General features: G+C 35.1%; 12 protein-coding genes. 8 read left to right on the top strand and 4 right to left on the bottom strand.

The window, feature by feature from the left end:
* Positions 1 to 74 precede the first annotated feature (74 nt).
* Positions 75 to 341 (bottom strand): hypothetical protein, encoded by a 267-nt coding sequence (locus WD055_03385; protein MEX0849247.1) that lies wholly within the window; start codon positions 339 to 341, stop codon positions 75 to 77.
* 208 nt (positions 342 to 549) lie between these two features.
* Here WD055_03385 and WD055_03390 point away from each other — a divergent pair, with 208 nt between their 5' ends.
* Together WD055_03390 and WD055_03395 are read left to right on the top strand one after the other, a co-directional pair.
* On the top strand, positions 550 to 1,194 hold the full coding sequence (locus tag WD055_03390) for an aquaporin (protein MEX0849248.1): 645 nt from the start codon (positions 550 to 552) through the stop codon (positions 1,192 to 1,194).
* 383 nt (positions 1,195 to 1,577) lie between these two features.
* The gene (locus tag WD055_03395; protein MEX0849249.1) at positions 1,578 to 2,135 is read left to right on the top strand and encodes a hypothetical protein; all 558 of its coding nucleotides are present in this window, start codon (positions 1,578 to 1,580) and stop codon (positions 2,133 to 2,135) included.
* Between the two features lie 2 nt (positions 2,136 to 2,137).
* Here WD055_03395 and upp read toward each other — a convergent pair whose 3' ends face one another.
* Positions 2,138 to 2,749: a uracil phosphoribosyltransferase gene (gene upp / locus WD055_03400; protein ID MEX0849250.1), complete on the bottom strand. Its 612-nt coding sequence runs from the start codon at positions 2,747 to 2,749 to the stop codon at positions 2,138 to 2,140.
* 83 nt (positions 2,750 to 2,832) lie between these two features.
* Here upp and WD055_03405 point away from each other — a divergent pair, with 83 nt between their 5' ends.
* Positions 2,833 to 3,462 carry a phosphoribosyltransferase gene (locus tag WD055_03405; GenBank protein ID MEX0849251.1) on the top strand — a complete coding sequence of 210 codons (630 nt, stop codon included), beginning with the start codon at positions 2,833 to 2,835 and terminating at the stop codon, positions 3,460 to 3,462.
* A gap of 96 nt (positions 3,463 to 3,558) precedes the next feature.
* Here WD055_03405 and WD055_03410 read toward each other — a convergent pair whose 3' ends face one another.
* Together WD055_03410 and WD055_03415 are read right to left on the bottom strand one after the other, a co-directional pair.
* Positions 3,559 to 5,181: a hypothetical protein gene (locus WD055_03410; GenBank protein MEX0849252.1), complete on the bottom strand. Its 1,623-nt coding sequence runs from the start codon at positions 5,179 to 5,181 to the stop codon at positions 3,559 to 3,561.
* Between the two features lie 264 nt (positions 5,182 to 5,445).
* Complete coding sequence (locus WD055_03415; GenBank protein ID MEX0849253.1) at positions 5,446 to 6,555, bottom strand: bifunctional phosphoglucose/phosphomannose isomerase; 1,110 nt, start codon at positions 6,553 to 6,555, stop codon at positions 5,446 to 5,448.
* Positions 6,556 to 6,843: 288 nt separating this feature from the next.
* Between WD055_03415 and WD055_03420 the strand changes: the two genes are divergently transcribed.
* The 5 genes from WD055_03420 to WD055_03440 all read left to right on the top strand — a co-directional run bounded on the left by WD055_03420 (position 6,844) and on the right by WD055_03440 (position 11,496).
* Positions 6,844 to 7,269: a hypothetical protein gene (locus WD055_03420; GenBank protein MEX0849254.1), complete on the top strand. Its 426-nt coding sequence runs from the start codon at positions 6,844 to 6,846 to the stop codon at positions 7,267 to 7,269.
* 194 nt (positions 7,270 to 7,463) lie between these two features.
* Complete coding sequence (pheT, locus tag WD055_03425; GenBank protein ID MEX0849255.1) at positions 7,464 to 9,791, top strand: phenylalanine--tRNA ligase subunit beta; 2,328 nt, start codon at positions 7,464 to 7,466, stop codon at positions 9,789 to 9,791.
* Positions 9,788 to 10,333: a signal peptidase II gene (gene lspA / locus WD055_03430; protein MEX0849256.1), complete on the top strand. Its 546-nt coding sequence runs from the start codon at positions 9,788 to 9,790 to the stop codon at positions 10,331 to 10,333. The genes pheT and lspA overlap by 4 nt, the downstream gene beginning before the upstream one ends.
* Positions 10,330 to 10,791: a phosphatidylglycerophosphatase A gene (locus WD055_03435; protein MEX0849257.1), complete on the top strand. Its 462-nt coding sequence runs from the start codon at positions 10,330 to 10,332 to the stop codon at positions 10,789 to 10,791. Before lspA ends, WD055_03435 begins: the two co-directional genes overlap by 4 nt.
* A gap of 9 nt (positions 10,792 to 10,800) precedes the next feature.
* Positions 10,801 to 11,496 (top strand): phosphoribosyltransferase family protein, encoded by a 696-nt coding sequence (locus WD055_03440; protein ID MEX0849258.1) that lies wholly within the window; start codon positions 10,801 to 10,803, stop codon positions 11,494 to 11,496.
* Positions 11,497 to 11,529 lie beyond the last annotated feature (33 nt).

An 11,529-nucleotide genomic window follows, 5' to 3' on the forward strand; every position in this document is an offset into this window, starting at 1 on the left:
CCTGTTTAAAATAATTATTTAAAGCATTACAAAAGATGTGGGTAATGCATAGGCAGCTTGCTGCGGGGAGCGCTTTATTGGTTTAAAAAATCGCGTAAATGAGTCTGGAACGCATGAAGTGTCGGAAGGGATATTATTCCGGATCTACCTATTGTATAAGGCTGACTTTTGAATTCTGAATCATGCAAGTATGCATCAATTTTATCTTTTGCTTGGTCGTTTATTTTATTGGGGTGTGCCTTTTTAGCAGCTTTATAAAGTTTTTCATTTACATCAACGTCTGCCGCAAACAGATTAATGGTAACCAATATGTTGAGATAGGTTAAATTTGCTATTTTCATAAAATAATCCTTTTAAATAGAGGTTTTAAGCTTCTTTGTGTATTATAGCACACAATGTGTTTAAATTATAAATTGTATTTGTCTGCTTGGGTCAATCAAGTTAAGAAACTTTGATATAAGAAAAATATCATTGCACTCATGTGATGAATGTATTATATCTAAAAATATATCAAAAGAAATGTTATTACTTTTAAAAGGAGAAGTGCATATGAAAAGGTATGTGATTGAGCTGCTGGGGACTTTTTTTGTTGTTTTGGCGGTGAGTTTCACCGAAAATCCTCTTGCTATTGGTTTGATGTATTTGGCGATGCTTTATGTAGGTGCACGTATTTCGGGTGCACATTATAATCCGGCAATTACACAATCGATGTGGTTGCGCGGTAAATTTTCAACACATCATATTGCGCCATATTTTGTTGCTCAATTATTGGGTGCGATTGCGGCAATTGCATTGGAATATCATTTGTCAGGTTCATTATTTATACCTGATGTTTCACCGGAAGATAATTTGTGGCTTATTTGTATGCTTGAAGTGCTCTTCACTTTTGTGTTGTGTTATGTTTATTTGGTAACGCGTACTGTACATGCATTCAAAAACAGTCAACTGTATGGCCTGATTTTAGGTTTTACTTTAGTCGGTTTAGCATCAATGGGTGGCCTGTTTAATCCGGCAATTGGTGCAGCTGCATTATTATTGAACAGTATCTTGGGTGGTACAGCGATTCACTTAGGTCACAATTTGCTTGTGTATGTTGTATGTCCATTGGTTGGATCAGCATTGGCAGGATTTGCATTTGATTATTTGGAAGCACCTGCATCCGGGCAATTTGCATCAATTGATTCTGCTGAATAATCCCTTTTAACTTAGTTTTTTTTAGCCTGGAGTAATCCGGGCTTTTTTATTTTATCACTTGATTTGTATTGGCACTTTGAAATAAAAAGGTGTATTCTGAATTAAATATGATATTATATATATAAAATGGAACTAAAGCTATGAAACCTATTGTTTTTTGCATTTTTAAAATATTTCTTTACCATTTTTTTATTTCAATTTTCTATTTTAACAATGTTTTTGAGTTTTAATGAAAGCCAATTCTGTTCTTTTGCGTGAAATCAATCAAGCTCGTGAAGATCTTGAAGCTTTAGAAATAATAAAAGATGCACTGAAGGAAATAAGATAAAAAATAAATTATTGTTTTATTGTACTGCGGTTCTGAGTGGTTAAAGAGGTGTCTTATGACGCGAAAGTTTTTTTTATTTTTGTGTTTTAGTTTGTATATAAATGCAGCAGATGTTTCTGTTAAATCGATTAAAGATATTGCGAGTTTAAAAGAGATGGCATTAATTACATTGGTAAAACCACTTTCAACTGATGAATTGAAGTTTTTCTTTCAGAACAATGTGACGGTCAGACATGTTGCAGATGATTTGTGGCGCGAAAGGCTTAAGGGAAGCGACAAGAGGAAAGAGGTATACGGTTTGATTCAAGATGATGCGCATCTTATGGCGATTTTCATAGCTTCAAATCATTTAGAGCCGACGGTATCTATGCTTACTCAAGTATTACGTGAAAAAAAATATAAGAGTGCAGAGTTACTATTGTCTCAAAATTTAGACCTGTTCCAGGAAGATATCTATGGTGATCGACCATGTAATTATATGAGTCCCGAGTTATTGTTATATCAAAATATAGATTTATTCCAAGAAGATGCCTTCGGTAATCGTCCGTTTTATTATCTGAGTTTTTCGCAAAAATTGTATTATCTTAATCGGTATTTGTTCTCTTTTTTTTGATTTTACTCTGTGCCAAAATAACGATCTCCAAAATCTCCCAGTCCGGGAATAATAAATTTTTTATCATTTAAATGACTGTCAGTTGATGTTGTGATAATCGTAATGTTTGCAAAACTATTTTTTATCTTGTTGATTCCTTCAGGTGCGCTGACCATACTTATATATAATAACGTATCTAGGTTAGCATTCTTTTTTTGTAACATTGTTAAAGTTTCAAATCCGGTTCCTCCGGTTGCAATCATAGGGTCAACAATAATAATTTGATCATCTTTGCTTAGCTTGGGTATGTTTTCATAATACCAATGTGCTTGTGCCGTTTTTTCATCACGTTGCAATCCAACAACACCAATAAACGCATCAGGAAAAAAGTCTAAAAATGGTTCAACCATCGTAATGCCGGAGCGCAAAATCGGCACAAGCACTATGCGTTGTGTAATTGCTAAACCGGTAGTTTTGGCCAATGTTGTTTCGATATCTACTGTTTTCATCTTAATATGATCGAGTGTTTTAAGTGCCAGCAGTTGTGTGAGTTTATATGCAGTTGTTCTGAATGTTTTTCGATTAGTATCTTTATTGCGCAAAATAGATAACAGATAGTTTTGTGCTTGGTTCATTTTGGGTCCCTTTTTTTAAAATTATTGACTCTGTTTGTTTCATCATACCTACACTATTAATAAAAAATAAATAATGGATGAGCATGATACGATTTAAAGATAGAAAACAGGCGGGTCAATTGTTGGCGGATGTATTGCAAAAATATGCGCATAATAAACATGCCATAGTTATTGGGTTGCCACGTGGTGGTGTTGTACCGGCATATGAGATTGCAAAAAGATTAAGATTACCAGTTGATGTTATTGTGCCACGAAAAATTGGTGCACCATTACAACCTGAGTTGGCAGTTGGTGCAGTGACCGAAGATGGGGCGGTATTGTTCAATGAATCGGTAATGCATAAATTTGGACTAAAACCAAATGATGTAAGTGACGTTATACAAAAAGAGCAAAACGAAGCGCAACGGCGTATTGCGTTGTTTCGTAAAAATAAACCACCACTGAATTTAGAAGATAAAATAGTTATTATAGTTGATGATGGTGTTGCAACCGGTGCTACAATGCGTGCTGCGATTGTATCTGCAAAACAGCGTGGTGCAAAAGAAATTGTTTTAGCGTTGCCGGTTGCGCCGATCGATTTTAGAAAAATGGTGCAAGATGAAGTTGATGAAATGGTGATTCTGCAAGAACCGGATTTTTTTCCAGCGGTTGGTTATTTTTATGATAATTTTGCACAAGTTGAAGATGATGAAGTTGTAAAGTTATTAAGTTAGAATCAAATTAAGAGAGCTCAAAATAAAGCTCTCTTAAATATTAATCCGTATTTTCCGATCATAGTGAGTGATTTCACTATGTGAAATCGTATCGAACTATGTTTTACGTTTAACAACTTCTTGTGTAAGTGATACTAATTCATGCGCATATTGTTTAACTGCAAATTCAGATAGTCCCATTAACTCTTCTATTTGTGATGCATTATAAGTGAAGTTTAATGTTTCGCAATAACCACCATCAGCACAGCTATCAGGGTCAAATGTTTGAGAATAATCTTCGTTTTTAATGCGTGGAAAGTATACAACTATTGGACAGGTTGCATTATGTTCATCTTTAAATATGCTCATTATTTGTTTATCTGCAGTTTCAAAATTAATAGGTGGGAACTTTAGTTTTTTTGCTTGCATATATTCTTGCACCCAACGTAATGTTTTGCATCCGGTAATTTCGCCTGATGCATCACAAACAAAAATAATATCAACTTTACGTTCTTCACGTAATAACGGTGGCAGTGGTAGATTAAAATGTATTCCTGCATCAATTAATGTTAATATTTTATCTTTATTAAGTGGGCGTGTAGCTGTTTTGTAGGTGAAGTTTGGCAATGATGATGGCGCCAAGCGTACATCATCTAGTGGCGACTCGATAAGATCATCAATAAGATGGTTGGTAACTTTTTGAATCATAGTTGGCATTTGATCAGTAAATGAAGCAATATCTTCTGAAGTGTGACGAATAACATCTTCAATATCGAGGGCAAATGCAGAACCAAAAATACCCATTAAATATCCCAGTGATTGTTCTGCAGCATAGTTTACGGAGCGTCCATATTTAAATTTGCGTCCATATGCCCATGTTGGAACATATGCTTTTAAATAACTGCTACCGATTTCAAAAGGAGTGAATTCAAGCCATTCATAAGGCTCAATATTTGGTGTGACTGCAGTATAAATTGGTAGTGGAATGCTACCGTCTGAAACGTGTGCATGTGATTCACTCATAGTGACATTTAATCGATTATTACCAGAATCAGTAAGCAATGTGTTTGCTAATGTTGGGCCCATAATATCAATGGTGGATATAAATTGGCCGTGAGCAGCTTTTGAAATTAAATGTTGTCCAAGTGAATGCAGTAGTTTTGGATGTTTTACCGCTTCAAGCCCGCAACTAAGTTTTGATGGTAATGATGTAATATACTTATCAAGTGATTGTTTCGATGCAATCCAAGGAGCCATTGCCCATGTGGATCCTGAAAGTCCTGACATATAGGTAACACAATCGAGTAACCCAATATCTTGTAATCCTTTGAGGAATCCGAAAGCTAATAACATTGCGCGATAACCTCCACCGCTACAACATACTGCAATACGCGGAATCTGATTGTGTGCAATATTTGTGTTCAATAATTTTGAGATGCTATTTTTTACACGAATGAGTCGCTGTTTGGTGAACTGTTTTTCTGCTTTGCATAGTTCATCATTATCTGTAAAGCGAACTATTGCATCTTCGTTTTGATATTGATGTTCCAGGATCCATTCGCTTAATATGGTGTTGGGAATACTAGTAATTGTATGCTTTATGCTGCTTATTTTTGGTTTAATTGTATTGTATAAATCTTTGAGCATTCCTCTTTGATAGTGTCTATATAGATTTTCATTATGAGCAAATGCATGAGCTGTTATGCTTATGCATGACAATAGGAATAAGGTTTTTTTCATTTTGTTCCTTTTTAGGAATTCGGTAAAATATTCTATAAAGAGATGTTTTTCTTTTTATCATCCCCGGCTTGATCGGGGATCCAGGCAAGAATGTTTTTTGATGAAAGTTGTGTGTTCGAGTTGTAAATCAAAATATGCCGATTTGACTGTATTCATTTGTTTATGCATGTTTTTTTGGTCTGGATCCCCGCCTGCGCGGGGATGACAAAGTTGATAAAGCTGTATGATATATCATGAAAAGGTTGAAACATATTATAGAAGATATCATGCATCTTTCATTTTGTTTTTTAACGTATCAATATTAACAATAGTTGTTGGGTTAACATTATGAGCCAATGCGCACCAATAACTTATCCAGTCACCTAAATGTACGAGGTAAAACAAACGCTCGCACCAGCTATTGCCAATCCCTTCAAGTTCAAGTTGCATATATGGCATATTGCCAATGACATCTTTAGTTATTTTTTGACGTGCACGATTGCGTGGGTGCATGTTTTTATCATTCAACCAAATAATTACTGAGCGTTTAAGAAGATCTGGATTTTCTTGCCAAGCGACAATTTCATTGTGATCAAGTTCAGGTAGCACATGTGTGCTTGCAAGCATCTTACTGTTTTCAGCAAATTGGGCTTTCCAGCGCTGTGCAATGCAACCGGTACTGTTTGCTTCACCATAAATGATAGGGGTACATTTTTTAAACAGTTGTGCATAAGCATATGTAGGATTACTTTGGTCTTGCACACTAAAAAATTCTCGGGACATTTTGAGTAGTTTTACTGTTTCTTGCAGATCTTTTTCAATGTCAGTTTCTATGATGCCGATTTTTTTCAGTATATATAATAATGGTACGGTTAAATATCCCAGTCCTGCTCGGGGTTGCATGCCGTTTGGAATTTGAACGAAATCTAGTCTATTTTTTCTTAATTTTTCTTGTAAGGTACCTCCGGTAGTGATGCCAATAATTGATGCGTTTTTTTCTTGTGCGGCATCAAAACAACTGAGAGTTTCTTCCGTATTACCTGAATAACTTAAGCAAATAACTAATGTGTTTTCATTGACCCAATTGGGTAGATCATAATCATTGTGCACCGTGATTGCTATAGGGCTTTGTTTTTGTACTAATGTTTTTGCCATGTGGCCGGCCATACCGGAACCACCCATGCCTGCAAAGATAATATGATCAATATGTTCATATGTATGTCTAAGTTTTATTCTTTTGCTTATGCGGATTGCTTTTTCCATCTGTTCGGAGAAGGTATAAATTGCATTGAACATATTTTGGTCGTCAATGTTTGGTGTGGGACTTTTTACTCGAGGTTTTACCGCTTGTAGATTCATGATAAACAACCCTGTCAATAAGATATATCTTTTCATTGTATTTCTCCTTATTTGTTAGATACTTTTATTTTAAATTTTCCTTCCAGTTCAGTTACCATATCTTTAAATCCGCAAAATAATTCCGTCGAACTTTAATTAAAGAAAGAGTGATTTTCATTTTCGAGTTCCTTTTTTTTGTAACGTATGTTCTTTGCATACAGTTTGTAGTCATACTATGGATTTGATTTTGCTGCAATGAAAAAGATGTGTGTTTTGATTGTAAAAATATTGTTTTTATTCATAATAAAATAGCTTGTTTTAGATTTATTATTTATAGGATTTACCATGAAAAAAATATTATTTTTGTTTATTATGTTGTTATTCACAGGAAATGTGATTTTTAGCATGTCTGAGGAACTAGTTCAAGTCTTAGAGATGAGTTTAGGTTTACATGATAAAAATAAAAATGAAAATATGATTTTACAAGGTCATCTTGCTCTTGAGATACTAGAAAAAGAAACATTAGCCAGTAGTTTGCGAAGGAGAGGTTTCGTGGAGGTAGCTTTAGGGTGTTCTTTAGCTGCTGGAGCAGTATTATGCAATCAGAATGGGTATCATTTCGAAGCTGCGGGGCTAAGTCTTGTAGGATCAACTCTTTTCTTAATAAGTTTATATGATAATGCACAAAGTATGAGATATAGTTTCAGAGTTTCTAAATGTCTTAATGAGTTGGAAGCTTCTATAATGGATGAGATAGTGCCGTCAAAATAAGAAAATAGTTTTTTTGACTTTTATATTTCATGTAACGTGCGATTCATAGCCACATCAATAACATTGATACATTGCTGTTTTTAGCGTATTCTGATAACTAAATTATGCTTATGAAGAATAAATGATACCTAAATTGTTGTTTGTTTTTCATAATTGTTAAAAAGAAGAAAAAATAAAAAACAGATAGGTGTACAATGAAAATTTCTATCGCGTGGGTTTTTGATCATTTAAATGCTGATTATAAAACGGTTGATATTGATCAATTAGTAAAACTGTTTAATCAAAAAGTTGCGGAAATTGAAGGTTATTACACCGTTGAGATTCCTTTAGATAAACTCTTTATTGCACGTGTTGCAGATGTTGCTGCCGAACATGTGCAGTTGCATATCACCCAAACAAATGAAACTATCCAATTGCCAAAGCGTGAACATTTAAAAGTCGGTCAACATTACCTCATAAAAAAAGATGACAAAAAAACATGTTGGGCGATGGCGCATGATTTTGGTGGACAGAAAGATCAAATCTTACCTGAAATTTTTTGCAATGAGCAACAAGCAAGAGGTGATTGGCAGCAATCGATTGAAGCAAAAGATTATATCATTGAAGTTGATAATAAATCGATCACCCATCGTCCTGACATGTGGGGATATCGTGGCATTGCACGCGAATTTGCACTGTTGCTTGATCTGAAACTGAAGCCACTTGACCGGATGATAACTCCTTTGGATATAACTGAATATACACATGAATCGATTGCATCTGATAGTATGCCATTTTCGGTACGCATTGTGCATCCGAAATATATTAAACGTTTTGCTATCAGCTATTTTACCAACATTGAAAATCGTCCTTCATTGCCTTGGATGATCAGCCGTTTGTGTAAAGTGGAAAACAGACCAATTAATACATTAGTTGATATGACCAACTATGTCATGCTCGATATGGGCCAGCCAACTCACGCATTTGATGCACAAAAAATAACAACTCAACATTTTGAACCTCGTTTGGCACATGAAAAAGAAACATTAACGTTGTTGGATGATGACACTATCCAATTGACCAAAGAGGATATCGTCATCACTGATGGTCAGCAACCGATTGCATTGGCCGGTGTCATGGGTGGTAAAGATAGTGAAATCACCATGCGAACTACATCGATGGTTTTGGAGTCAGCAAACTTTGATGCAACTACCATTCGTGAATCAGCTGCACGACACAAAAAAAGAACTGAAGCCTCTGCTCGTTTTGAAAAGACATTAGATCCAAATCAAAATATTGTTGCGATTGAACGATTTGTGAAATTGCTTCAACATGCAAATATACCGTTTGAAGTTGGTGGTGTAGTGAGCGTTGGGCCAAAAACAGAAGCGCTTACTTTGAACATTTCACATGAGTATATTGAGCAACGTTTGGGTACTGAAATTGCATCGGAAAAAGTTGTTGCGATTTTAGATGCATTGGGATGTAAAGTATCTGTTGATAATAATAAACAGATATCTTATCGGGTAACAATACCAACAAGTCGTTGTACAAAAGATATTCAGATAAAAGAGGATATCTTAGAAGAGATCGCGCGTGTTTATGGTTACACAAATATTCCGTTTGTATTGCCATACAAACAAACAAAACCTTCCGATTTAGATGCTTTGTATCGCATGCGTCGCATAAAGCGTTTACTTGCATTTGGTTATGACATGCGAGAAGTATATAATTATAGTTTTTATGATGAAGATTTTTTACGTGAACTTAACTGGAAGCCTACAGATTATATTTCGGTGCAAAGCCCGGTTTCAGAAAATTGGCAACATTTGGTGACTTCATTAATTCCGGGTTTATTGAAAAATGTGTGGCAGAATCATGCTGATCATGAACAATTAAATTTTTTTGAGTCCGGACGTGTATGGCAAAAAATTGATGCAAAAATTATTGAACGTCCGGAATTGGCCGGCATTTTTTATAATCAGAAAAAAATATTTTCATTTTATGATGTTAAAGCTGTGGTGCAACATATAGCGGAAATGATTCATATGCCGCTTACTTATAAAAAAGTTGATAAGCCGGTTGACCCTTGGTTTGCGCCATATCAAACTGCGCATTTAATGTGTGAAGATACTGTTGTCGGGACAGTTGGTGTTATTGATGTTGGATGTACTCATACGTTGTTTGCAGGACATGCAGCAGCATTTGTATTTGATCAATCATTTTTAGGAAATTTCAAACCATCACTTATTAAGTTTAAACCGTTGGCAAAATATCCGGCAGTTGAACGTGACATTAGTATGATGGTACCACTCAAAGTTACAGTTGCAGAAGTTACGCAAGCGATTAAAACATCAAATGATGCAATTGATACGGTTCAATTGGTAGATATGTTCCAAAAAGATGATTGGAAAGATAAGAAATCATTAACGTTTAGTTTTGCAATGCAACATGCCGATAAAACATTAACAACAAAAGAGGCTGATGCATTATATGAACAGGTAATACAATCGGTCAAAAATATTGGAGCGGAAATTCGATGAAACAATCTTCGATAAAACAAGTGTCGGTAAAGCAAGCTTCGTTAAAGCAATCTTCGGTGAAACAAGCTCCTGTGAAACAACTTTCAATAAAAAAAGTGTTAGCATATTTTTTATGGTTTACATCAATTTTTGTTATTGATCGTTTAGCGAAATTTTATGCATTGCGCACCTTTGTCGTTCCGCATGATATTTGTGAACTGTTGCAGTTTAAATTAGTATTCAACCGTGGTATTTCATGGGGCATGTTTCATTCAGAAAATGCATTTTTTTTCACCTTCCTAACATTATTGATTGTGAGTATCATTTGTGTATTGATTGTTTTTACCTATAAGTGTTTACAAGAACAAAAAGCGATATTTGCTCAACTGGCAGTCTTGGCCGGTGCTATTTCAAATGTTATTGATCGTATTGTATATGGTGGTGTTATTGATTTTATTCATGTGCATATTGGCAGTTGGTCTTGGCCAATTTTTAATATTGCAGATGTTGCAATTGTGTTGGGTATCGGTTGGATTTTATGGGAGCATTATAACGAATCATGAATTTAAATTTATTCTTAAGAAATTTGGCAACACAAGGTGCCGTTGGTTATGGCGAAGCGCCGGGTACTATTGCAACATTAATGACGATTCCAATTGTGTGGGTTTTAGGAAGCATGCAATTGAGTGTACAGGTATATGCCATTACATCGCTTGTGATATTTATTGTTGGTTGGTTGTTAGCGCAACATGCATTACCCTATTTTGTTGAATCTGATCCATCACAAATTGTGATTGATGAGATGGTCAGCTTTATTGCACTATTTTGTGGTTTACCGATAACTGTACAAACTATATTTATCGGCTTTGTTGTTTTTCGACTACTTGATATTTATAAGCCATTTGGTATTGCATATCTAGAAAAAATTCCCGGTGTTGCCGGAGTTATGCTCGATGATGCAGCGGCTGCATTGTTGACCTACTTATCTTTGCAGATATTACTATATTTTACTCTTGTATAATAAGATATGATGTTTAATTTTTCACTTTCAACATGTTTTTCTTATACTAAAAATTGCATAACGCAGGGACTGCAAATTATTGCACCGCCGTTTTGTTGCTATTGTAAAGTTACATTAAACAAAAGAAATGCACTGTGTGATGCATGTCTACAAGACATAAAGCCGCTAGTGTCAACAACATTAGAGATTACCAAAAAATATCAGATGCGCGTTTTTTGCGTAGGTGCTTATCAAGAACCATTAAAAGGTTTTATTTTGGCAAAAGGGCGATCAGATAATCTTGCATGTTATTACATGGCACAGTTGATTTATCATCATTCGTTATTCAAACATCTTGAAATTGATTATATCATTCCTATTCCATTGCATTGGCGTCGCTATGCAAAGCGAGGTTATAATCAATCTGCGGAAATTGCTAAATATTTGAGCAAATGGTCGGGTGCTCCAATAATGCATGTGCTCAAGCGGCACAAAGCAACGCCATTTCAATCGCAATGCAGTAAGGAGGAACGGTTTGAAAATGTGCAAGATGTGTTCAATATAACTTTAAATGATGAACAAAAAGTAGCGTTAAAGAACAAACGTTTATTGTTGGTTGACGATGTTATGACAACCGGTGCAACATTAATTTCCGCAGGTAAATTATTGCGTATATTGCAACCGGCTGAAATTAATGCTGTTGTGTTGGCGCGCACTCATGTATAAGTAACGCGAGTTTGATTTAAGCAAGTTTATTCA

The sequence above is a fragment of the Candidatus Dependentiae bacterium genome (assembly GCA_040878395.1).
GTDB lineage: Bacteria > Babelota > Babeliae > Babelales > Vermiphilaceae > JAKBEL01.

Excerpts from the sequence above, each read along its gene's own strand:
- WD055_03390 (MEX0849248.1), top strand. The coding sequence starts at position 550 with ATGAAAAGGTATGTGATTGAGCTGCTGGGGACTTTTTTTGTTGTTTTG.
- WD055_03440 (MEX0849258.1), top strand. The coding sequence starts at position 10,801 with ATGTTTAATTTTTCACTTTCAACATGTTTTTCTTATACTAAAAATTGC.
- WD055_03420 (MEX0849254.1), top strand. The coding sequence starts at position 6,844 with ATGAAAAAAATATTATTTTTGTTTATTATGTTGTTATTCACAGGAAAT.
- lspA (MEX0849256.1), top strand. The coding sequence starts at position 9,788 with ATGAAACAATCTTCGATAAAACAAGTGTCGGTAAAGCAAGCTTCGTTA.
- WD055_03410 (MEX0849252.1), bottom strand. The coding sequence starts at position 5,181 with ATGAAAAAAACCTTATTCCTATTGTCATGCATAAGCATAACAGCTCAT.
- WD055_03385 (MEX0849247.1), bottom strand. The coding sequence starts at position 341 with ATGAAAATAGCAAATTTAACCTATCTCAACATATTGGTTACCATTAAT.
- WD055_03405 (MEX0849251.1), top strand. The coding sequence starts at position 2,833 with ATGATACGATTTAAAGATAGAAAACAGGCGGGTCAATTGTTGGCGGAT.
- WD055_03415 (MEX0849253.1), bottom strand. The coding sequence starts at position 6,555 with ATGAAAAGATATATCTTATTGACAGGGTTGTTTATCATGAATCTACAA.
- WD055_03395 (MEX0849249.1), top strand. The coding sequence starts at position 1,578 with ATGACGCGAAAGTTTTTTTTATTTTTGTGTTTTAGTTTGTATATAAAT.
- WD055_03435 (MEX0849257.1), top strand. The coding sequence starts at position 10,330 with ATGAATTTAAATTTATTCTTAAGAAATTTGGCAACACAAGGTGCCGTT.
- upp (MEX0849250.1), bottom strand. The coding sequence starts at position 2,749 with ATGAACCAAGCACAAAACTATCTGTTATCTATTTTGCGCAATAAAGAT.
- pheT (MEX0849255.1), top strand. The coding sequence starts at position 7,464 with ATGAAAATTTCTATCGCGTGGGTTTTTGATCATTTAAATGCTGATTAT.